This is a genomic window from Agromyces sp. MMS24-JH15, assembly GCF_043518605.1.
Lineage (GTDB): Bacteria > Actinomycetota > Actinomycetes > Actinomycetales > Microbacteriaceae > Agromyces.
Window position 1 is genome coordinate 2284336 of record NZ_CP171358.1, and the last position, 21060, is coordinate 2305395.

General features: G+C 70.9%; 18 protein-coding genes and 2 tRNA genes. 15 read left to right on the forward strand and 5 right to left on the reverse strand.

What is annotated here, in order from left to right; translation table 11 throughout:
* Nucleotides 1–94 precede the first annotated feature (94 nt).
* Nucleotides 95–247, forward strand: a complete 153-nt coding sequence (locus tag ACDF64_RS10340; protein WP_394550992.1) for a hypothetical protein — start codon at nucleotides 95–97, stop codon at nucleotides 245–247.
* A 143-nt stretch (nucleotides 248–390) separates the two neighbouring features.
* Here the strand turns inward: ACDF64_RS10340 and ACDF64_RS10345 are convergent.
* From ACDF64_RS10345 to ACDF64_RS10355, 3 genes are all read right to left on the reverse strand, one after another.
* Nucleotides 391–464, reverse strand: a tRNA-Pro gene (locus tag ACDF64_RS10345).
* 89 nt (nucleotides 465–553) lie between these two features.
* A complete protein-coding gene (locus ACDF64_RS10350; RefSeq protein ID WP_394550994.1) occupies nucleotides 554–1522 on the reverse strand; it encodes a metallophosphoesterase in 969 nt (322 codons plus the stop codon).
* A gap of 5 nt (nucleotides 1523–1527) precedes the next feature.
* Entirely contained in the window at nucleotides 1528–4080 is a 2553-nt protein-coding gene (locus ACDF64_RS10355; protein WP_394550996.1) for a transglycosylase domain-containing protein, read from the reverse strand.
* 210 nt (nucleotides 4081–4290) lie between these two features.
* Here ACDF64_RS10355 and ACDF64_RS10360 point away from each other — a divergent pair, with 210 nt between their 5' ends.
* Together ACDF64_RS10360 and ACDF64_RS10365 are read left to right on the forward strand one after the other, a co-directional pair.
* Nucleotides 4291–4518, forward strand: a complete 228-nt coding sequence (locus ACDF64_RS10360; RefSeq protein WP_394550998.1) for a hypothetical protein — start codon at nucleotides 4291–4293, stop codon at nucleotides 4516–4518.
* Nucleotides 4518–4985, forward strand: coding sequence for a RidA family protein (locus ACDF64_RS10365; protein ID WP_394551000.1), 468 nt, complete (start codon nucleotides 4518–4520; stop codon nucleotides 4983–4985). Before ACDF64_RS10360 ends, ACDF64_RS10365 begins: the two co-directional genes overlap by 1 nt.
* A 65-nt stretch (nucleotides 4986–5050) precedes the next feature.
* On the opposite strand, the gene acs is transcribed toward ACDF64_RS10365, so the two are convergent.
* Nucleotides 5051–7006 carry an acetate--CoA ligase gene (gene acs / locus ACDF64_RS10370; RefSeq protein WP_394551002.1) on the reverse strand — a complete coding sequence of 652 codons (1956 nt, stop codon included), beginning with the start codon at nucleotides 7004–7006 and terminating at the stop codon, nucleotides 5051–5053.
* 509 nt (nucleotides 7007–7515) lie between these two features.
* Between acs and ACDF64_RS10375 the strand changes: the two genes are divergently transcribed.
* From ACDF64_RS10375 to ACDF64_RS10395, 5 genes are read left to right on the forward strand one after another with little or no spacing between them, the layout of a single operon-like run.
* Nucleotides 7516–8580: a TadA family conjugal transfer-associated ATPase gene (locus ACDF64_RS10375; RefSeq protein ID WP_394551004.1), complete on the forward strand. Its 1065-nt coding sequence runs from the start codon at nucleotides 7516–7518 to the stop codon at nucleotides 8578–8580.
* Nucleotides 8577–9635, forward strand: coding sequence for a type II secretion system F family protein (locus ACDF64_RS10380; RefSeq protein ID WP_394551006.1), 1059 nt, complete (start codon nucleotides 8577–8579; stop codon nucleotides 9633–9635). Before ACDF64_RS10375 ends, ACDF64_RS10380 begins: the two co-directional genes overlap by 4 nt.
* A gap of 49 nt (nucleotides 9636–9684) precedes the next feature.
* On the forward strand, nucleotides 9685–9924 hold the full coding sequence (locus tag ACDF64_RS10385; RefSeq protein WP_394551008.1) for a DUF4244 domain-containing protein: 240 nt from the start codon (nucleotides 9685–9687) through the stop codon (nucleotides 9922–9924).
* Nucleotides 9905–10249 carry a TadE family type IV pilus minor pilin gene (locus ACDF64_RS10390; RefSeq protein WP_394551010.1) on the forward strand — a complete coding sequence of 115 codons (345 nt, stop codon included), beginning with the start codon at nucleotides 9905–9907 and terminating at the stop codon, nucleotides 10247–10249. The genes ACDF64_RS10385 and ACDF64_RS10390 overlap by 20 nt, the downstream gene beginning before the upstream one ends.
* Nucleotides 10246–10680, forward strand: coding sequence for an Rv3654c family TadE-like protein (locus ACDF64_RS10395; protein WP_394551012.1), 435 nt, complete (start codon nucleotides 10246–10248; stop codon nucleotides 10678–10680). Before ACDF64_RS10390 ends, ACDF64_RS10395 begins: the two co-directional genes overlap by 4 nt.
* Nucleotides 10681–10774: 94 nt before the next feature.
* On the opposite strand, the gene ACDF64_RS10400 is transcribed toward ACDF64_RS10395, so the two are convergent.
* Nucleotides 10775–11014, reverse strand: coding sequence for a hypothetical protein (locus ACDF64_RS10400; RefSeq protein WP_394551014.1), 240 nt, complete (start codon nucleotides 11012–11014; stop codon nucleotides 10775–10777).
* 180 nt (nucleotides 11015–11194) lie between these two features.
* Here ACDF64_RS10400 and topA point away from each other — a divergent pair, with 180 nt between their 5' ends.
* The 7 genes from topA (at nucleotide 11195) to ACDF64_RS10435 (ending at nucleotide 21051) form a co-directional block, all read left to right on the forward strand.
* Nucleotides 11195–14062, forward strand: a complete 2868-nt coding sequence (gene topA, locus ACDF64_RS10405) for a type I DNA topoisomerase (protein WP_394551016.1) — start codon at nucleotides 11195–11197, stop codon at nucleotides 14060–14062.
* Entirely contained in the window at nucleotides 14059–14679 is a 621-nt protein-coding gene (gene tmk, locus ACDF64_RS10410) for a dTMP kinase (protein ID WP_394551018.1), read from the forward strand. The genes topA and tmk overlap by 4 nt, the downstream gene beginning before the upstream one ends.
* Before the next feature lie 58 nt (nucleotides 14680–14737).
* A complete protein-coding gene (locus ACDF64_RS10415; protein ID WP_394551019.1) occupies nucleotides 14738–15925 on the forward strand; it encodes a DNA polymerase III subunit delta' in 1188 nt (395 codons plus the stop codon).
* Entirely contained in the window at nucleotides 15922–17532 is a 1611-nt protein-coding gene (locus ACDF64_RS10420) for an alpha/beta hydrolase (RefSeq protein ID WP_394551021.1), read from the forward strand. The genes ACDF64_RS10415 and ACDF64_RS10420 overlap by 4 nt, the downstream gene beginning before the upstream one ends.
* An 86-nt stretch (nucleotides 17533–17618) precedes the next feature.
* Nucleotides 17619–17694, forward strand: a tRNA-Thr gene (locus tag ACDF64_RS10425).
* 597 nt (nucleotides 17695–18291) lie between these two features.
* Nucleotides 18292–19731, forward strand: a complete 1440-nt coding sequence (locus ACDF64_RS10430) for an MFS transporter (protein ID WP_394551023.1) — start codon at nucleotides 18292–18294, stop codon at nucleotides 19729–19731.
* Nucleotides 19732–19899: 168 nt separating this feature from the next.
* Nucleotides 19900–21051, forward strand: coding sequence for an acyl-CoA dehydrogenase family protein (locus ACDF64_RS10435; protein WP_394551025.1), 1152 nt, complete (start codon nucleotides 19900–19902; stop codon nucleotides 21049–21051).
* The last annotated feature ends 9 nt before the right edge of the window (nucleotides 21052–21060 follow it).

Consider the following 21060-nt stretch of genomic DNA (forward strand, 5'->3'; position numbering starts at 1 on the left):
CGGTCTCACTCCACACCTTGTCCCCCGAACGGGGGTATGCGACACTGGGGACAGAGCTCACGTTCCGTTCGAGGGGGATCGCAAGGTGGAGCTGATGTATCTGGTTGCAGGCCTGTCGCTGTGGGCGATCGCGTCGATCTTCGCCGCGTGCGTCACCGGCGCGGCCATCAACCTCGCGGACCGACGCGAACCCGCCCCGCCGTCGCGCGGCCAGGCGAGTGCCGCGGCGGCCGGACCGCGGGCCTGAGCAGGCCGCGCGCGGCCGACCGCGGAGTCTGCGCAGCGCCCTGCGCGAGCCGGTGACGGCCGACCTCACACGTCCGACGGTGGTGCGAAACCGTGGAGACGACGAAACCCCCTCCGAATTCTCGGAGGGGGTTTCGCACGCGGTCGGGGTGACAGGATTTGAACCTGCGACCTCTTCGTCCCGAACGAAGCGCGCTACCAAGCTGCGCCACACCCCGGTTACCGGTGGCCGAACGGCCTCAACAAGAATAGCCGATAAATCCGGCCCGCTTGACCACCGCACCGGTCGCGGCGATCCAGGCGCCGCTCACGACGCCGGAACGAGCGTGAGCAGGGATGCCTCGGGCGGGCACGCGAACCGGATCGGCGCCGTGATCGAGGTCCCGAGGCCGGCCGACACGTTGAGGTGGCCGGAGCGGAATCCGTGCTGCCACACGCTCACGCCGCTGGCCTGCGAGCGCGGGATGTCGCAGTTCGTGACCAGCGCGCCGTAGCCCGGCACGCACACCTGGCCGCCGTGCGTGTGCCCGGCGAGCAGGAGCTGCGCGCCGTGGTTGAGGAACGAGTTCAGCACGCGCTGGTACGGCGCGTGCGTCACCCCGATCGTCACGGTCGGCCGGGGAACCGTCGCGTCGCCCTCGGTGATCCAGGATTCCTCGCCGAGGGGGTCCTCGGCGCGGAGCTCGTCGATCGCGCCCGCCACGAGGTCGAGCCGGTCGAATCCGCGGTGCGGGTCGTCGACGCCGAACAGCTCGAGGCGCGTCCCGTTGATCTCGGTCGCGGCCGCGGCGTTGTTCAGGCTCGTCCACCCGAGCGACTCGAGATAGGAGTGCAGGGCGTCCGTATCGAGCTTCCGCGCATGCCTGACCACACCCGACGGGCCGCCGAAGTACAGGAACGGGTTCTTCACGACCGGACCGTAGTGGTCGTTCGAGCCGTCGACGAACACGCCCGGGATCCCCGCGAACGCGTCGAACGCACGTCGCACGCCCTCGAGCCCGTTCTCGTGGCCGAGATTGTCGCCCGTGTCGACGATGAGGTCGGGCTCGAGCTCGACGAGCGCGCGGATCCAGTCCTGCTTGCTCCGCTGCCACGGCGCCATGTGCAGGTCCGAGAGGTGCAGCACGCGGATCGGTCGGGCGCCCGGCGGGAGGACGGGGATCTCAGCCGTCCGGAGCGTCCATCTGGTGCGCTCGACGAGCGAGCCCCACGCGAACGCGGCGAGCCCCGCCGCGCCGATCGCGAGTGCGATCGACGCGACGGGGGAACGCGTCATCCGGGTCAACCGCCGCCGCCCGTGCCGGTGCCGCCGCCGGTTCCGCCCCCGGTCCCGGAGGCCTTGAACTGGACGGTCACGGTGTCGCCGCGCTTGGCCGCCGTGTTGGCCGCCGGGTTCTGGCTCACCGCGGTGTCGTTGTTGCCGGGGTTGCCGTCGGCCTTGAACTTCAGGCCGGCCTGCTCGATCGCGGCCTTCGCCTGTTGCTGCGTCAGGCCCGCCACGTCGGGGACGGTCGTGCCCTGCCCGTTGCTCGTGAACACCCGGATCGTGCTGCCGCGTCCGGCCTGACCCGACGGGTCGGTGGCCGACACGGTGCCCGCCGGCAGGTTCGAGTCCTGCTGGCCGCCGTCCTCGAACACGAATCCGGCCGCCTCGATGGCCTGCTTCGCAGCCTCCAGCGAGAGGCCCGCGACCTGCGGGACATCCACCAGCACCTGCTTGAAGGCGGCCTCCGGTGGAGCCGGGAAGTCGTCGCCGCCGTACTTCGTGTCGGCGAGTTCCATGATCGCCGGCCAGATCCGGTGACGCGCGGTCGCCGCGGCGCCCGAGTCGAAGGACAGGTTCCGCAGGTTCGCCTCACCCGTGACGTTGCCGACCCAGACCGCGGTCGAGACCTTGGTGCTCGAGCCGTCCATCCAGGTGTCCTTGGCGCCATCCGTCGTACCGGTCTTGCCGATGTGGGCGATGCCGGTCCCCGTGTTGGAGGCCGCCGCGGTACCGCCGGCGAACGTCTGCTGCATCGCGTACGACATGCCGTGCGCGACATCCGGCGTGACCGACTGCGTGCACGTCGACGGGGGAGCGGGGACGGGCGTGCCGTCCGCCTTCGTGATCGAGTCGATCGCGATCGGCGAGCAGGTGAGCCCGTTGTTCGCGATGCCCGCGAACGCGGCCGCCATCGAGACGGGGGCCACCTCCTCGGTGCCGAGCACGGCCGAAGGGCTGAAGATCCAGTCGGGGTTGGAGACCGGGGTGCCCAGGTCGTTGCCGTCCGCGCGGCGCACGCCGAACGCCTGCGCCGTCTCCTTGATCTTGCAGAGGTCGAGCTGCTGGGCCATCGCCATGAACGACGAGTTCACCGAGTACTTCGTCGCGTCGACCGCGTTGTTCGCGGTCCGCGAGTCGTCGTTGCGCGGGTTGAAGTTGCCGGTCCAGTTGCCGTTGCAGCTGTCCGGGAACGACGTGAACGCGCGCCTGGCGCCGTTGAAGGTCTCGCGGAGCGAGTGCCCCTCGTTCAGCCATTCGCCGAGCGTGAAGACCTTGAAGGTCGACCCGGGCTGGAGGCCGCTCGAACCGCCGTACGCGTAGTCGGTGCTGTAGTTGATCGAGGTGTACTCGGCGCTCGTCGCGGCGGTCTCCGGGTCCTCGGTGTACTTCTTGTTCTGCGCCATGAAGAGCACGCGCCCGGTGCCGGGCTGCACGCCGACCGCGACCGCGCCCACGTCGAAGCGCGGGTCGGCGTACGGCACGTTCTCGTTGATCGCCTGCTCGGCACGCAGCTGCAGGTCGAGGTCGAGCGTGGTGTTCACCTGCATGCCGCCGGTGGCGAGCATCTCGCGGCCCTCGTTGACGTCGGGCGTCGCAGGGTCGTCGTAGTGGTTCAGGATGATGTTCTTGACGTAGTCGCAGTAGAACGCGGAGCCGCCGGCCGACTGGCAGCCGGTGCTCGGCTCCTTGATCACCGGGGCGACCGGCGTCGCGATCGCGGCGTCGTAGTCGGTCTGGTTGATCTTCCCGTACTTGAGCATCTCGCCGAGGATGTAGTCCCGGCGCTCCTTGTTCGCCGCGTACGGGGTGGGGTTCCCCGCCTCGTCGACCGAATTGAGGCCGTTCTCCTCGTCGTCGGGCATGTCGAGGCGGAACTTCTCGGGGTGGTTCACGATCGCGATGAGGCTCGCGGCCTCGGGGAGCGTGAGCTCCGCGGCGTGCTTGCCGCCGAAGTAGTACTGCGCGGCGCTCTCGATGCCGTACACGCGGCCGCCGAACGCGGCGATGTTCAGGTACCCGAGGAGGATCTGGTCCTTCGAGAACTTCTTCTCGAGGGCGATCGCGAACTTGATCTCCTTGAGCTTGCGCTCCGGGGTGGTCGCGGTGGCCTCCTCGTAGGCGGCCTCCTTCTCCTCCTCGGTCTTCGCCTCGCGGATGCCGTTGTTCACGAGCACGTTCTTCACGTACTGCTGCGTGATCGACGACCCGCCCTGCACGTCCTGGTTGAGCACGTAGGTGCTGAGCGCACCGCGGATCGTGCCCTGGATGTCGACGCCGCCGTGCTCGTAGAAGCGGGGGTCCTCACCGGCGACGGCGGCATCCTTCGCGAACTGGCTGATGGCGTCCCAGCCGACCTCCTCGCGGTTGTCGTCGAAGAACGAGGCGAGCAGGACCTTCGAGCCGTCGGACGCCGTCGCGTAGATGTCGGTCTTCTCGGAGAGGTCGCCGATGTTCAGGTAGCTGGGGAGGCTCTCGAACAGGCTGATGCTGCTGTTTGCGGCCATTCCGGTCACCGCGATGGCCGGGGTGACGGCTGCGGTCACGAGGACGCCGGCGAGGGCGCTCATGCCGACGAAGGCGAGCACCCCGGACGCGACGGAGCTCGTCGATCGATTTTGGGCAGACATATAGTGGAGCCTAACGGAGAAGGCTGGGTAACCCCGGAACGCGCTCGGCGCGCGGAATTCCGGGGCGGAGACGCGAATCGTCCCGCCGCGCGACGGGGCGTCGCCGGCCGCTTCGGGCACCGTGACCACCCACCGAGAGACGAGGCGCCCATGCCGGCCTGGGAGTACATCACCACCCCCCTGCTCATCCACAACACCGCGGCGATCCTCAACAACTGGGGCAAGCAGGGCTGGGAGCTCGTGCAGATCGTGCAGGGCCCCGAGGGCGGCCTCGTCGCCTACCTGAAGCGCCCCGCGGGCGGCGAGTCGTCCGAGGCTGCGCGCGCCGGGCAGGCCGCCGCGGCCCAGGCCGCCAAGCAGTTCGAGGGCGAGGCCTGATGGGCGCCGAAGCCAGGCTCGTCGAGCTCGGGATCGAGCTCCCCGGCGTCGCCGCACCCGTCGCCGCCTACGTCCCGGCCGTCGTCACGGGCTCCTACGTCCACACGAGCGGCCAGCTCCCGTTCACGGCCGGCGCGCTGCCCGCGACGGGCAAGGTCGGCGACGGCGAGGGCCTCGTGCCCGCCGACGACGCGAAGGGCTACGCCCGGACGGCCGCGCTCAACGCGCTCGCGGCGATCCGGGCCGAGCTCGGGTCGCTCGACCGCATCACGCGCGTGGTCAAGGTCGTCGGGTTCGTGGCATCCGACCCGTCGTTCACCGGCCAGCCCGGCGTCATCAACGGGGCATCCGAGTTCCTGGGCGAGGTCTTCGGCGACCTCGGCCGCCACGCCCGCTCCGCCGTCGGCGTCGCGGTGCTCCCGCTCGACTCGCCCGTCGAGGTGGAGTTGCTCGTCGAGTTCGCGTAGCGGACCGAAGAACGTGGATGCCCCGTCGCGAACTCGTCGCGACGGGGCATCCGGCGTTTCCGCGCTCAGCGCACCTGGGCGCTGATGACCTCCATGATCGAGGTGTCCGCGAGCGTCGTCGTGTCGCCGACCTGGCGGCCCTCGGCGAGGTCGCGCAGCAGCCGGCGCATGATCTTGCCCGAGCGCGTCTTCGGCAGCTCGTTCACGATGAACACCTGGCGCGGTCGCGCGATCGCGCCGATCTGGGTCGCGACGTGGCGGCGCAGCTCCTCGGCGGCCTCGGCCTGGTCGGTGACGTGCTCGACCTGGCTGGCCTTCAGGATCACGAAGGCGACGACCGCCTGCCCGGTGGTCTCGTCGGATGCCCCGACGACCGCCGCCTCGGCGGTCCACGGGTGCGCGACGAGCGAGGACTCGATCTCGGCCGTGGACAGCCGGTGGCCGGAGACGTTCATGACGTCGTCGACGCGGCCGAGGAGCCAGAAGTCGCCGTCCTCGTCGCGACGCGCACCGTCGCCGGCGAAGTACTTGTCGCCGAACTTCTCCCAGTAGGTCTCCTTGAACCGCTCCGGGTCGCCCCAGATGCCGCGCAGCATGCTCGGCCACGGCTCGGTGATGACGAGCAGGCCGCCGCCCTCGCCCTCGATCGCCTCGCCGTCGTCGGTGAGGATGTCGACCGAGATGCCGGGGATCGGCACCTGGGCGCTGCCGGGCTTCAGGTCGGTGATTCCCGGGAGTGCGGAGATCATGATCGCGCCCGTCTCGGTCTGCCACCACGTGTCGACGACCGGGATCGACCCGCCGCCGATGACGTGGCGGTACCAGATCCACGCCTCGGGGTTGATGGGCTCGCCGACGGAGCCGAGCACGCGCAGCGACCGCAGGTTGTAGCCGTGCACGATCGCGCGGCCGAGCTTCATGAAGGAGCGGATCGCCGTCGGTGCCGTGTAGAGGATCGAGACCCGGTACTTCTCGACGATCTCCCACCAGCGGCCGGGGTGGGGCGTGTCGGGCGTGCCCTCGTACAGCACCTGCGTGGCGCCGTTGGCGAGCGGGCCGTACACGACGTACGAGTGGCCCGTGATCCAGCCGACGTCGGCGGTGCACCAGTAGACGTCCTTCTCGGGGTGCAGGTCGAAGACGTTGCGGTGCGTGAAGGCCGTCTGGGTGAGGTAACCGCCCGAGGTGTGCAGGATGCCCTTCGGCTTCCCGGTCGTGCCCGAGGTGTAGAGGATGAACAGCGGGTTCTCGGCCGGGAACGCCTGCGCCTCGTGCTGGGCCGACGCGGTCGCGACGGTGTCGTGCCACCACAGGTCGCGGCCGTCGGCCCAGTCGACCTCGTTCTCGCCGCGCTTGACCACGAGGACGTTGCGGACGCTGCCGCGCTCGGCCTTCGCGAGCGCCTCGTCGACGACGGGCTTCAGCGGGAACACCTTGCCCTTGCGGTAGCCGCCGTCGGCGGTGATGACCAGGGATGCCTCGGCGTCGTCGATGCGGGATGCGAGGCTGTCGGCGCTGAAGCCGCCGAAGACGACGGAGTGGACCGCGCCGATGCGTGCGACGGCGAGCATCGAGACGACGGCCTCGGGGATCATCGGCAGGTAGATCGCGACGCGGTCGCCCTGGCCGATGCCGAGGTCGGTGAGCGCGTTCGCGGCGCGCTTCACCTCGTCGGTGAGTTCGGCGTAGGTGATGGTGCGCGTGTCGCCCGGCTCGCCCTCCCAGTGGATCGCCACCCGGTCGCCGAGGCCGGCGGCGACGTGACGGTCGAGGCAGTTCACGGCGACGTTCAACTCGCCGTCGTCGAACCACTTCGCGAACGGCGGGTTGGTCCAGTCGAGCGTGCGGGTGAACGGCTTCTCCCATTGGAGGAGGCTCCGCGCCTGGTCGGCCCAGAACTCGAGACGGTCCTCGGATGCCGCGGCGTAGAGCTGCTCGTCGGCGACGGCCTGGGCGGCGAACTCCGGGCTCGGGCGGAATCTCCGGATCTCCTCGAGGGCGTGATCGATCTGTACGGTCATGTGCTCCGTCGCTCCTTCGCGAGTGTGGATCGGTGGGTTCGCCTGCCCACAGGGCACATTACCCTGCCACTCCGACGCCGAGCCGACCGCCCGTCATGGGGGGCGACGGAGGGGCTCCGATCAGCGGTCTCGCGGGGGTATCCGGACAGCAGTGCCCGGATTCGCTGGGAGCGCTCTCGCCCCGGATCTGTGCGTTTCCGCAGAGAAGACTGTGTGTCGGCACAAATGAGGACATTGGTACTTGCGCATGGATCCAGAACCCGTATGCTGAATACCGCCCGAACACTCGTTTCGAGGCCTGCAGCGCTCGTGATTCCCCCCAATCCTTGCGCTGCCGAGGCGGCACCCGTTCCCCCCAATGGGTGCCGCCCCCTTTGGTTAAGGGGTCGTACGAATCCGTACGATTCTGTCGGTTCGAGTCCTCCTCCACAATGGGGTGGGGGAGGACTCGGAACACTTCCAGCGACCTCGCCGGTCACTCGCAGCCGAACGCCTGCGACGCTCACCCGGTGAGCATCCCCTTCGTCGCCTCGCCGTCCTGGCTGGAACCGTCGCAGGCCCTGCCGGGTCTCGTCGGCCCGGCGCTCGGTGGTTCGCGGCTCGACGGCGCGGAACCCGCGGTTCCGTCGGCCGATGCTGCCGTCCTCGACGCTGCGGCGCTCGACGCGCTCGGCCCCCTCGCACCGTACGCGGCGGACGGACCGGTGACCGACCTGTTCGTCAACGGCGCCGCCGGCCTCTGGATCGACCGAGGCGCCGGCGCCGAACGAGCCGCCGCCTGGTCGGCCGACGAAGGCGAGGTGCGGGCGCTCGCGGTCCGCCTGATCGCGCGCGGCGGCCGCCACGTCGACGAGGCGACGCCCGCGGTCGATGTCCGCCTCGGCCGCGGCATCCGCGTGCACGCCGTGCTCCCGCCCGTCTCGAGCACCGGCACGCTCATCTCGGTGCGCATCCCGCGCGCCGCCGGCTTCTCGCTCGCCGCGCTCGAACGGGTCGGCATGCTCGACGCCGACCAGGCCGCGGTGGTCCGTCGCGCGATCGCCGAGCGGCGCAACCTGCTCGTGACCGGTGCGGCGGGCAGCGGGAAGACGACGCTGCTCGGCGCCATGCTCGCCGAGGCGCCGCCGGGGGAGCGCATCGTGCTCATCGAGGACGTGGCCGAACTCCGCCTCGAGCACCCGCACGTCGTGGCGCTCGAGGCGCGGCAGCCGAACCTCGAGGGCGCGGGTCGGGTCGGACTCGACGCCCTCCTCCGAGAGGCGCTGCGCATGCGACCGGATCGGCTCGTCGTCGGCGAATGCCGAGGCGCCGAACTGCGGGAGCTCCTCGCGGCGCTCAACACGGGCCACGACGGCGGCGCCGGCACCCTGCACGCCAACTCGCTCGACGACGTGCCGGCGCGGCTCGAGTCGCTCGGTTCGGTCGCGGGGCTCGCGCCCGACGCCGTCGCGCGGCAGACGGTGAGCGCGTTCGACCTCGTCCTCCACGTCGAGCGCGGCCAGCAGGGGCGTCGGCTCGCTGGGATCGGGCGGTTCGAGCTCGACGCGGGCCGGCTGGCGGTGGTGGCGAAGTGACCGCGACGGGGAGCTCGCTTCGCCGGTTCGGGGTGCCGGGCGTCCGCGACGAGGCATCCGCCTTCGATCGCGTCGCCGCCGTCGCCGAACAGCTCGCGGTGCTGCTCGCCGCGGGCGTCGCGGCACCGGCCGCGTGGCGCCACCTCGGCGAGGGGGAGGATGCCCCGACTCCCGTTCGCGCCGCCGCGGCGGCCGCGGCGGCCGGCGATCCCGTCGGCGAGGCGATCGCGGCGGCCGTGCTCGACGAGGAGGCGGCCGCACGGGTTCGGCGGCGCCGGGTGCCGCTCCCGACGCCGAGCGCGTTGCGCGACCGGGCCGCAGGATCCGGCCGCGGACCGTCCGCGCGCGACGCGACGGCCTGGCGCTCCCTCGCGGCCGCGTGGACGGTCGCAGCCGAATCCGGCGCGCCGCTCGCGGGCAGCCTGCGCGACCTCGCCGAGGCGATGCGCGACGAGGCCCAGACGCATCGGGACGCGACCGCGGCCCTTGCGGGGCCGCGAGCGAGCGCGAAGCTCGTCACCCTGCTGCCCGTGATCGCGGTGGGCTTCGGGATGCTCCTCGGCTTCGACACCGCGAGCGTGCTCCTCGGCAACCCGATCGGGATCGCGTGCCTCGTCGTGGGCCTCGGGCTCCTCCGGGCCGGCGCGGCCTGGAACCGCGCGCTGCTCCGGCGTGCCGTCCCGGATCGGGTCGCACCCGGGCTCGCGTGCGACCTGCTCGCGATCGCCATGTCGGGCGGGGCGTCGCTCGAGCGCGGCCGCGCCATCGCCCGCGACGCCCTCGAGCGACACCTGCCGGGCGCGCACGACGCCGACGAGGTCGACGCCGTCGTGCGGCTCGCCGCGGGCGCGGGCGCCCCGATCGGCGACCTGCTCCGTGCGGAGGCCCGCCGTCGGCGGCGGGAGGCCCGCACCGAAGGCGCCGTCCGCGCGGCCGCCCTCGCCGTGCGACTGATGCTGCCCCTCGGCGCGTGCGTGCTGCCGGCGTTCGCGTTGCTCGGCGTCGCGCCGCTGCTCATCTCCGTCGTCCTCGGAACCCTGCGGGGTGCGGTGTGACGGCGCATCCGACTCGTGCCGAAGCCCACCTACCGAAGGGAACACCGCCATGTCCGACCGAACCCCCACCAGCCACTCCACGGCCGCGGCGCCGCCCGCGCGCAGCCGCAGCCGGTTCGCCCGGCTCGCGGCGCGTCTCGCCGGCGAACGCGGCGCCGCGACCGCGGAGTACGCCGTCGCCACGATGGCCGCCGTCGGCTTCGCCGGCCTGCTCGTCCTCATCCTGCGGGGCGACGAGGTGCGCGGCATCCTCACCGACCTCGTGCGGAATGCGCTCACGGTCGGCTGACCCCGAGCGCGGCAGCGCGACCGCGGAACTCGCGGTCGCGCTGCCTGCGGTCGCGCTGGTGCTCGCGCTCTGCCTCGCGGGCGTCCAGCTCGGCGCGCGTCAGGTCGGGCTCGAGGATGCCGCGGCCGACGCCGCGCGCGCACTCGGCCGCGGCGACGGTGCGGGCGAGGCATCCGCGATCGCCGGCCGGAACGCACCGGGCGCGACGCTCGCGGTGACGTCCGAGCCGCCCTTCGTCTGCGCGATGCTCACCGCGCCGAGCGGCGGGCTGCTGGCCGGCATCCGCCTGCGAGCGGAATCGTGCGCGCTCGACGGCGGTCGATGATGCGGAGCGGCCTCGGGCGCATGGTCGGCCGCAGCAGCGGGCGCATCCCCGAGCGCATCTCCGGGCGCATCCCCGGGTTCGGCGCCGGATTCGGCGACGAGCGCGGCGCGGGGTCCGTCCTCGCCCTGGCCGTCGTCGCGGCCGTGGTCGCGCTGACCACCGTGACGATCGCCGTGCTCGCGGTGTTCCCGGCCCGGCGCGCGGCGGCGAATGCGGCCGACGCCGCCGCGCTCGCCGCCGCCGATGCGGCGTCGGGAGTCGTCCCGGGCATCCCGTGCGAACTCGCTCGAGCCGTCGTCGAACGCAACGGCGCCGCGCTCGACTCGTGCGAGGTCGTCGGCTCGACGGCGTCGGTCGTCGTGCACGTCCGAGCGATCGGGATGGACGTCGGCGCCAGGGCGCGAGCCGGGCCGCCTGGATGGACCGAGTGAGGCGCGGCATCCGATCCCCCGCGGCATCGCGGCGCGCCGCGGGGACGTGGGCGGGCTCAACCCGCCGACCGGCCGAAGGCCCGGCCGGCGCGGATCAGTCGAAGACGGTCTCGACGAATCGGTACTCGACGGCGGTCGGCAGGGGCGAGTTCTCGGAGTCGAACTCGAGGCCGGAGCCGCGCGAGTACACGTACCGCTTGTCGCCCGTATCAGCATTGAGTTCGATCCTCGGCCGGGGGTCTCCCGAGTCGAGGAAGGCCGTCGCGACGGTGCGACCTTCGAGGGGTCCGTCGATCAGCTTCGCGGTGTACGAGGCGGTGGATGACGTGTCCATGCGGCTATTGTCCTCCCCAACCCCGCGGATGCAAGCGATCCTCACGAAGAGTCGGACTCGGCTCGGGTTCAGCCGGAGTGTGTGTATGGTGTGGCTGTCGGCGACCGTTCGCCGGCTGACGGCACACCGCTGGGGGCGCGGGTGAAGGTGCGTCCTCTCGTCTCGAATCAAGGGAGTCTGGTGTCAGGCGCGAAGAAACTGGTGATCGTCGAGTCGCCCACCAAGATGAAGTCGATCGCCCAGTACCTGGGTGACGGCTATCAGGTGCTGAGCTCGGTCGGTCACATCCGCGACCTCATCGAACCGAAGAACCTCCCGGCCGAGGTCAAGAAGCAGGGCGGCGGCCTCGCGAAGTTCTCGGTCGACGTCGACAACGGCTTCGAGCCGTACTACGTCGTGAGCGACTCGAAGAAGAAGACCGTCGCCGAATTGAAGCGTGCGCTCAAGGATGCCGACGAACTCCTGCTCGCCACCGATGAGGACCGCGAGGGCGAGGCCATCGCGTGGCACCTCCTCCAGGAGCTCAAGCCCAAGGTGCCCGTGCGCCGCATGGTGTTCCACGAGATCACGAAGGACGCGATCCTCGCCGCGAAGGACAACACGCGCGAGCTCGACACCTCGCTCGTCGACGCGCAGGAGACGCGGCGCATCCTCGACCGCCTCTACGGCTACGAGGTCTCGCCCGTGCTCTGGCGCAAGGTCGGCCCGGGGCTCTCGGCCGGCCGCGTCCAGTCGGCCGCGACGCGACTCGTCGTGGACCGCGAGCGCGAGCGCCTCGCGTTCGTCGCCGCGTCCTACTGGGACCTGATCGGCACGTTCACGACGACGGATGCCTCGTTCGAGGCCCGGCTCGTCCGCCTCGACGGCGAGCGCGTCGCGACCGGTCGCGACTTCGACGACCGCGGGCAGCTGAAGGGCCGCGCGGCCGTCCTCGACGAGGCGACCGCGAAGGCACTCGTCGAGGCGCTCCGCGAGGACGCCGTCGCCAAGCGCGTCGCCAAGGTCGAGCAGAAGCCGTACCGCCGGAGCCCGGCAGCGCCGTTCACGACCTCGACCCTGCAGCAGGAGTCCGCTCGCAAGCTCCGCCTCTCGGCGAAGGACACCATGCGCGTGGCGCAGTCGCTCTACGAGAACGGCTACATCACTTATATGCGCACCGACTCGAACTCGCTGTCGAAGCAGGCGATCGAGGCGGCCCGCGGCCAGGCGACCACGCTGTACGGCGCCGACTCGGTGCCCGCCAAGCCCCGCACCTACGCGAGCAAGTCGAAGAACGCGCAGGAGGCGCACGAGGCGATCCGCCCGTCGGGCGACGTCTTCCGCACGCCCGCCGAGGTCGAGTCGCAGCTGCGAGGCAACGAGTTCCGGCTGTACGACCTCATCTGGAAGCGCACGGTCGCCTCCCAGATGGCGGATGCCACGGGCCACACGGCGACCGTGACGCTCGCCGTGGGTCCGACGGCGGCGGATGCGGCCGCGCCCGAGGCGCCGACCGTTCGCGTCGGCGGCACGCTCGCGGAATTCACCGCGAGCGGCACCGTCATCACCTTCCGCGGCTTCCTCGCCGCCTACGAGGAGGGCCGCGACGAGGAGCGCAACTCCGACGACTCGGCCGACGAAACGCGTCTGCCCGCGCTCGCCGAGGGGCAGGCCGTCGGGCTCGGCGTGCTCGACGCGAAGGGCCACGAGACCACGCCGCCGCCGCGGTTCACCGAGGCGAGCCTCGTGAAGCGCCTCGAGGAGCTCGGTATCGGCCGACCCTCGACGTTCGCCTCGATCATCTCCACGATCCTCGACCGCGGCTACGTCACGCAGCGCGGCCAGGCGCTCGTGCCGAGCTTCATCGCGTTCTCGGTCGTCCGGCTGCTCGAGGAGCACTTCGGCGACCTCGTGCAGTACGACTTCACGGCCGAGATGGAGGACGACCTCGACCGCATCGCGGCCGGCGAGGCCGACCGCGTCGACTGGCTGAACGGGTTCTACTTCGGCGGCGACCGCCACCGCGGCCTCCGCCAGGTGGTCGACAACCTCGGCGAGATCGATGCGCGCGAGATCAACTCGGTGCAGGTGACGCCCGACATCACGCTGCGCATCGGCAAGTACGGGCCCTATCTCGAGGTCGTCGACCCGGATGCCCCGGCCGACGCGACCCCGCGCCGCATCAACCTGCCGGAGGGGCTCGCGCCCGACGAGCTGACCGCGTCCAAGGCGCGCGAGCTCATCGACGCGCCCGTCGCGGGGGACCGCGTCCTCGGCGACAACCCGGCGAACGGCAAGCAGGTCGTGGTGAAGGACGGCCGGTTCGGCCCGTATGTCACCGAGGTCGATCCCGAGCCGGAGCAGACCGTGGACGCGGCGACCGGCGAGGTCGTCGAGCCGCCCAAGCCGAAGCGCGGTGCGAAGAAGGCGCCGGTCGAGAAGCCGCGGACCGCCTCGCTGTTCAAGTCGATGCAGGTCGAGGCGATCGACCTGCCGACCGCGCTCGCGCTCCTCGACCTGCCGCGGATCGTCGGCATCGACGAGGAATCCGGTGCCGAGATCACCTCGCAGAACGGCCGCTACGGTCCGTACCTGAAGAAGGGGACCGACACGCGCACGCTGCCGAGCGAGGACGCGATCTTCGAGATCGACCTCGCGGGCGCGCAGGAGCTGTTCGCCCAGCCGAAGTACGGCGCCCGCCGGGCGTCGAGCGCGCTCAAGGAGTTCGACGCCGACCCCGTGAGCGGCAAGCCGATCAAGGTGAAGGATGGCCGGTTCGGTCCGTACGTCACCGACGGCGAGACCAACGCGACGATCCCGCGCGCGGAGTCGGTCGAGGAGATCACCTTCGAGCGGGCCGTCGAGCTGCTGCAGATCAAGCGCGACAAGGGTCCGGCGAAGCCGCGTGCGGGCGCCCGCACCGCCGCGAAGACGGGCACCCGGGCGACCGCCGCCAAGAAGACCACGGCGGCGAAGACCACGGCGGCGAAGACGACCACGGCGAAGACGACGGCCGCGAAGCCCGCCGCGAAGCCTGCCGCGAAGCGAGCGCCGAAGAGCTCGGCGTGACGCGCGGGCTCTTCGTCACGCTCGAGGGCGGCGACGGGTCGGGCAAGACGACGCAGGCCGAACTCCTCGAGGCATGGCTGCGCGAACGCGGTCGCTCGGTCGTGCGCACGCGCGAGCCCGGCGGGACCGACGTCGGCGTCGAGGTGCGCGAGATCGTCCTGCACCACCGCGGCGACATCGCGCCGCGCGCGGAGGCGCTGCTCTACGCCGCCGACCGGGCGCACCACGTCGCGACGCTCGTCCGGCCGGCGCTCGAGCGCGGCGACGTCGTGCTGCAGGACCGCTACATCGACTCGTCCGTCGCCTACCAGGGTGCCGGGCGGGTGCTCGACCCCGACGAGGTGCGGCGGGTCTCCGAGTGGGCGACGGGCGGGCTCAGCCCCGACCTCACCGTCCTGCTCGACCTCGACGAGGAATCCGCGCGTGCCCGACTCGACTCGGCGCCCCGCCGGTTCGACCGGCTCGAGGCCGAGGCATCCGAGTTCCACGCGCGCGTGCGGGCCGCGTACCTCGACCTCGCCGCGGCGGAGCCCGAGCGCTTCCTCGTCGTCGACGCGTCGCGACCGGTCGACGAGGTCGCGGCCGCGATCCGCGACCGCGTCGGCGCCTTGCTGTGACGGCATCCGCCAGGGAGGCATCCGCTCGACCGTCGGTCGCATTCGGTAGCGTGGACGGATGACCGTCTGGAGCGAACTCACGGGGCAGGATGCCGCGATCGAGGTGTTCCGCGAGGCCGCGCGCGCGTCCTCGGGTGGCGCCGCGGCGCATCCCGGCTCGGGCCAGCGGATGACCCATTCGTGGCTCGTCACCGGTCCGCCCGGTTCGGGTCGGTCCAACCTGGCGTTCGCGTTCGCGACGGCGCTGATCTCGGGGCATCCCGACGGCGACGAGCGGACCCGCATCCAGGTCGAGGCGCGCAGCCACCCCGACCTGCACGTGCTCGCGACCGAGGGCGTGATCATCAAGCGCGACGACGTGCGTGAGATCGTGAAGCGGTCGCACTACGCGCCGTCCGTCGGGGCGCACCGCGTGATCATCGTCGAGGATGCCGATCGCATGACCGAGCAGACCTCGAACTTCCTGCTCAAGGAGCTCGAGGAGCCGCCGGATCGGACGGTGTGGATCCTGTGCGCTCCGAGCGAGGCGGACCTCATCCCGACCATCCGCTCGCGCGTCCGCAGCGTCCGGCTGCAGGTGCCGGGCGTCGCCGACGTCGCCGCGCTCCTGGTCCGTCGCGACGGGGTGGATGAGGCGCTCGCCGAGCAGGCGGCGCGGCAGGCGCAGAGCCACATCGGCATGGCGCACCGGCTCGCGACCGCCCCGGAGGCGCGCGAACGCCGCGACGAGACGCTGCGGCTCGCGCTCGCCGTGCGGTCCGCGTCGTCCGCGGTCGCCACCGCCGCCCGCCTGATCGAGATCGCCGGCGACGACGCCAAGGCCATCGCCGAATTGCGCGACCGCGAGGAACGCGAGCATGCGCTGCGCTCGCTCGGCGTCGCGCCCGGGCAGGCCGTGCCGAACGCGCTGCGCGGCCAGCTCCGGGCGCTCGAGGACGACCAGAAACGGCGTGCCACCCGAACCCTCCGAGACGGCATCGATCGGATCCTCGTCGACCTCTCGTCCCTGTTCCGTGACGTGCTCGTCGTCCAGCTCGGCGCCGGGGTTCCGCTCGTCAACCGCGAGCTCGCCGACGAGATCGGCCGCGCCGCGGCATCCGCGTCGCCGACGACCACCCTCGCGACGCTCGACGCGATCCAGACCGCCCGCGAGCGGATCGAGGGCAACGTGCAGCCGCTGCTCGCGCTCGAGGGAATGCTCGTCTCCGCCATCCGCAGGCCCGACCCGAACCGAGGAGCCGCATGATCGCCCGATCGCCCCGACGCGCCGTCCGTCTCGACCGAGGCGGTCGAGGCATCCCATCGTCGGCCGGCGGGCGCGCGTGGTCGCGGGGGAGCCGGGCCGCGGCCGCGACCGCGATCGCCGCGATGCTCGCGCTCGTGCTGGCCGGGTGCGTGCCCTCGTTCCTCCAGCCGCCGCCGCACACGTCGACGCCGACCGGCGAGCAGGTCGATCCGGCGCTCGAGCGGTTCTACCACCAGACCCTCTCGTGGGAGCCCTGCGGCGACGAGCTCGGGTGCGCGACCGCGATCGCGCCGCTGTCGTGGGAGGACCCCGCGGCCGGCGAGATCGACCTCGCACTGGTCCGGCACGTCGCCACGGGCGAACGGCTCGGGTCGCTGCTCGTGAACCCGGGCGGGCCGGGCGGATCGGGCTACGACTTCGTGCACGACTCGCTCGACTACGCCGTGGGCGAGCCGCTCAAGGAGCACTTCGACGTCGTCGGGTTCGACCCGCGCGGCGTCGGACGCTCGACGGCGGTGGCCTGCTACGACGCCGCCGGCATGGACGAGTACCTCTACGGGATCGTTCCCGGGGAGGTCGGAAGCGACGCATGGATCGAGGCGACCGCGCAGAAGAAGTCGGCGTTCGCGGCGGCCTGCGCGGACGGGACCGGCGAGCTCCTCGGCGAGATCGACACCAGGAGCGCCGCGCGCGACCTCGACCTGCTGCGCGCGGTGCTCGGCGACGAGCAGCTGAACTACCTCGGATACTCCTACGGGACCTTCCTCGGCGCGAGCTACGCCGAGCTCTATCCCGACAAGGTCGGGCGACTGGTGCTCGACGGTGCGGTCGATCCGACCACGACGGAGGAGCAGGTCTCAGCCGAGCAGGCTGCGGGCTTCGAGCAGGCGCTGCGCGCCTACCTCGAGCAGTGCCTCGGCCAGGAGGAGTGCCCGTTCGACGGGACGGTCGACGAGGCGATGGACGAGATCGGCGACCTCCTCGACTCGGTCGCCCGGAGCCCGCTCCAGGGCGAGGACGGCCGGCTCGTGGGCGCGGACACGTTCATCACCGCGATCGTCTACCCGCTCTACAGCCCGGATGGGTGGAGCTACCTCGACGACCTGTTCACGTCGGTGTCCTTCGGCCAGGCCGACTTCGCGCTCGCCCTGGCCGACGCGTACAACGGGCGGAACCCGGACGGCTCGTACTCCGACAACTCGACCGAGGCGTTCCTCTCGGTGAACTGCCTCGACTTCGAGTTCCAGTCCGACGTCGAGGTCATGCGGCAGAAGGCCGCGGCGATCGCCGAGACGGCACCCCTCATCGGCCCGTACTTCGGCTACGGCGACCTGCAGTGCATGGACTGGCCCGAGCCCAGCCGCGCCGACCGTTCCCCGATCCACGCGACCGGCGCCGCGCCGATCCTCGTCGTGGGCACGACGGGCGACCCGGCGACGCCCTACGACTGGGCGGTCTCGCTCGCCGAGCAGCTCGACAGCGGCGTGCTCGTCAGCTACGACGGCGAGGGCCACACCGCCTACAACAAGTCGAACCAGTGCGTCGACTCGACCGTCGAGGAGTACTTCGTGAACGGAACCGTGCCCGACGCCGACCCCCAGTGCTGAGGGCGCCGGGGCGTCGGTCGAGTGGTCATCCGCGCTCCGGAAACCCGCTATGATTGGTGATCGTGCCAGCCGGAAACGGATGCCACGCCGCCTTAGCTCAGTCGGCAGAGCGATTCACTCGTAATGAATAGGTCAAGGGTTCGATTCCCTTAGGCGGCTCCATATATCGATTCTGACCAGGACTTTCGCCCTCCTCGGGGGAGATTGAATCCATGGACTGGTCATTTCCTCGTTCAGACCACGCAGCCTCGTGCGAGTTCTCCACACGTGTTCGCCGGTCTCGACGGACATCCGGATCGCTTCGACTTCTCTCGTTCCTCGGGGGCGCACCTCTTTGGCATGGGCCGGGAACGAACCGAAGCGTTGGGCCTCGACGCCGTGCTATCAACGAACCAGCCCCTCGCCCGCGTCGTGAATATCAGACAAGTTGCCTGATTCCGGTGCGATTGCGCCTGCTCGGTGGGTGACTCGACCGTTCTGAAAGGGCGCAACGGCCGAGCCGAACGGCAAGGATGAGTCGCGCAGTTAGGCATACTTGCTCAATTCCTTGGCGAGGCGTGCTTGACGAGGCCGGCTGGGGGCAGCACAATGACGATGCCCTATAAGCGAATATGTGTTCTGTATAACGGAATGCAGGCCGGCGAACGGTGACGCTCGCGGCGGTCGTAGCCGGTCCGGGGCCCTCACAATGACGTAAGGAGCGAAATCTTGAACAGTCCGGTGCGAACGGCGGGCGCAGCAACGCGCCCGTTCGGATTGATGATCGCGATCTTCCTCGTGATCGAACTCACGCCGATCTTCGAGACCACGATGATCTCGACCGCGTTGCCCACCCTCATGGGCGTCTTCGAGGTCGATATCGCCACCATCTCGTGGCTGATCACGATCTTCACGCTCGTCGGAACCGGCACGGCCGCGATCGCCGGCCGACTCGGCGACCTCTACGGCCGCAAGCGGGTGATCATCACCCTGATGGCGATCTCGACGCTGGGATCGATCCTGAGCGTCATCACCGGCACGTTCGTCGGCGTCCTCATCGGCCGCGCCCTGCAGGGCACGTGCGCCGGGATCTTCCCCCTGCTCATCGGCCTCGCGCGCGAGTCGGACACCCCGAAGCGCGTCTCGCTCCTCGCAAGCCTGACGTCCGGAGTCAGCGTGATCGGCGGGGCGCTCGGCGCCTTGTTCGCAGGCATCCTGCTCGACACGTCCGGCTGGCACAGCATGTTCGTCGCATCGGCAGCGCTCGCCATCCTGGCGATCATCGGCGCCCTGTTCCTGCCGCGCTCCACGCTGAACGCGACCTCCGAGGCCAGTGGCCGCCTCGACATCATCGGTGCGCTTCTGCTCGCACCGGCCATCGCCGCGCTGCTGTTCGGACTGACGATCTCGCGGGCTCAGGGCCTCAGCCCTGCGGTGCTGGGCTTCGTGGCGGGCGGCCTCCTGCTCCTGGCATTCTGGATCGTCTGGGAACTCAAGGTGGCGAACCCCATGTTCAACCTCCGCCTCTTCCGGAACCGCTCGCTGGTCCTGGCGTTCGCCGCCACGGCGTTCGTGGCGATGGGCGTGATGGCGGGTCCGCAGCTGCTCACTCCGGTGCTCCAGCAGAGCCCCGTCGGGCTTCCCGTGGGGCTCGGTCTCACGCCGACCGTCGCCGGACTGTTCGCGCTCATCGCCGGTGTCGTCTCGTTCGTCATCGCACCGTTCGCGGGGCGGGTCGCGGGTCGGTTCGGTGCCAAGTTCGTCCTGCTCGCAGGGATCGGCCTCGGCGTCGTCGGGTACTCGTCCTTCTTCATCGCCGTGCACGACCTGGTGCTCGCGACCATCGGGATCGTCGTCGCCGGCGTCGGCACCGCGCTCGTCGTGGTTGCCGTCCCGCTGCTGATCGTCGAGATCGTCCCGCCCGAGGAGACGAGTGAGGCCGTCGGCCTGGTCTACGTCACGGGTCGGACGATCTTCACCTCGGTCGGCGTCGCCGTGATCGCGGTCCTCCTCACCACGGCCACGGTGCCGGACACCACCATGCCGACGTTGGCCGCGTGGTACCTGGCCGTCGGGTTCGTCGTGCTCTCGGGGGCGGCGGGATTCGTCACCGCGGTGGCGATCCGTCGGGCGAAGCCGCTCGACGAGCGCACCGGGCTGGGAGCCCGGGCCGATTCGGCTGAACCGGAAGCGACCCCGGCACCCGCCGCGGCCGCATGATGACTGCGCCGGCGACTCAGCGGCATCCTGCCGTCGGGTCGCCGGCGCGGACCGGCCGATCGAGTGATGAGCGGGCGGTCGCCTGGATGGGCCACGCCTTGTCAATTCGGTGAACGGCGACTAACCTTTCGTTCAGTTAATGATCGTTAACTGAATGCGAAGGTAGCGATGGAGCACCACAATCTGACCGAGGACGAGCGCGAACTCGCGTCGCTGGTTCGCCAGTTCGCCGAGCAGGTCGTGGCACCCGCCGCATACGAGGCGGATCGAACGAAGACGCTCCCGCTCGACGTCGTCGCGCAGATGGGCGAGATGGGCATGTTCGGGCTGCCGTTCCCCGAGGAGTACGGCGGCCAAGGGGGAGATCTGTTCGCGCTCTGCCTCGCCATCGAGGGCCTCGCCCGGGTCGACCAGTCGATCGCGATCACGCTCGAGGCCGGCGTCAGCCTGGGCGCCATGCCGATCTTCCGGTTCGGCACCGAAGCGCAGAAGCAGGAGTTGCTGCCGACGCTCCTCGCCGGCGAGCACCTGGCCGGCTTCGGCCTCACCGAGCCCGAAGCCGGATCCGACGCCGGGGCGACCCGGACCACCGCGCGGCTCGAGTCCGGCGAATGGATCGTCAACGGGTCGAAGCAGTTCATCACCAACTCGGGAACCGACATCACCCGGTTCGTCACCGTCACCGCCGTGACGGGAGACGCCGACGGGCGCAAGGAGATCTCGACCATCATCGTCCCCAACGGCACGCCGGGGTTCACCGTCGAGCCCGGCTACGACAAGGTCGGCTGGCACGCGTCCGACACGCACCCGCTCACGTTCGTGAACGCGCGCGTGCCGGAGGCGAACCTGCTCGGCGACCGCGGGCGAGGGTTCGCGAACTTCCTGCACATCCTCGACGAAGGCCGGATCGCCATCGCGGCGCTGTCGACCGGCGCAGCCGAAGGATGCCTCGAAGCGGCGGTCGACTACGCGAAGCAGCGGACCGTGTTCGGGAGCGCATTGGCCACGCGCCAGAACGCCCAGTTCATGCTCGCGAGGATGCAGGCGCGGGTGCACACGGCACGTCTCGCGTGGCACTACGCGGCACGGCTCCGCGACGCGGGCAAGCCGTTCAAGACCGAGGCGGCGATCGCCAAGATCACCGCGAGCGATGCGGCGATGGACAACGCGCGCGACGCGACGCAGATCTTCGGCGGCAACGGATTCATGAACGAGTATCCGGTCGCACGGCACTTCCGCGATTCCAAGATCCTCGAGATCGGCGAGGGAACGACCGAGGTGCAACTCCTGGTCGTCGCCCGCGCACTCGGCGTCGCCTGAGCCGGCCGG

Bases quoted from the DNA above. Each gene is read 5' to 3' on its own strand.
- ACDF64_RS10340 (WP_394550992.1), top strand. From the start codon at position 95: ATGTATCTGGTTGCAGGCCTGTCGCTGTGGGCGATCGCGTCGATCTTC.
- ACDF64_RS10365 (WP_394551000.1), top strand. From the start codon at position 4,518: ATGGGCGCCGAAGCCAGGCTCGTCGAGCTCGGGATCGAGCTCCCCGGC.
- ACDF64_RS10350 (WP_394550994.1), bottom strand. From the start codon at position 1,522: ATGACGCGTTCCCCCGTCGCGTCGATCGCACTCGCGATCGGCGCGGCG.
- ACDF64_RS10385 (WP_394551008.1), top strand. From the start codon at position 9,685: ATGTCCGACCGAACCCCCACCAGCCACTCCACGGCCGCGGCGCCGCCC.
- ACDF64_RS10390 (WP_394551010.1), top strand. From the start codon at position 9,905: ATGCGCTCACGGTCGGCTGACCCCGAGCGCGGCAGCGCGACCGCGGAA.
- ACDF64_RS10355 (WP_394550996.1), bottom strand. From the start codon at position 4,080: ATGAGCGCCCTCGCCGGCGTCCTCGTGACCGCAGCCGTCACCCCGGCC.
- acs (WP_394551002.1), bottom strand. From the start codon at position 7,006: ATGACCGTACAGATCGATCACGCCCTCGAGGAGATCCGGAGATTCCGC.
- ACDF64_RS10360 (WP_394550998.1), top strand. From the start codon at position 4,291: ATGCCGGCCTGGGAGTACATCACCACCCCCCTGCTCATCCACAACACC.
- ACDF64_RS10400 (WP_394551014.1), bottom strand. From the start codon at position 11,014: ATGGACACGTCATCCACCGCCTCGTACACCGCGAAGCTGATCGACGGA.
- ACDF64_RS10435 (WP_394551025.1), top strand. From the start codon at position 19,900: ATGGAGCACCACAATCTGACCGAGGACGAGCGCGAACTCGCGTCGCTG.
- ACDF64_RS10420 (WP_394551021.1), top strand. From the start codon at position 15,922: ATGATCGCCCGATCGCCCCGACGCGCCGTCCGTCTCGACCGAGGCGGT.
- ACDF64_RS10430 (WP_394551023.1), top strand. From the start codon at position 18,292: ATGATCGCGATCTTCCTCGTGATCGAACTCACGCCGATCTTCGAGACC.
- ACDF64_RS10415 (WP_394551019.1), top strand. From the start codon at position 14,738: ATGACCGTCTGGAGCGAACTCACGGGGCAGGATGCCGCGATCGAGGTG.
- ACDF64_RS10395 (WP_394551012.1), top strand. From the start codon at position 10,246: ATGATGCGGAGCGGCCTCGGGCGCATGGTCGGCCGCAGCAGCGGGCGC.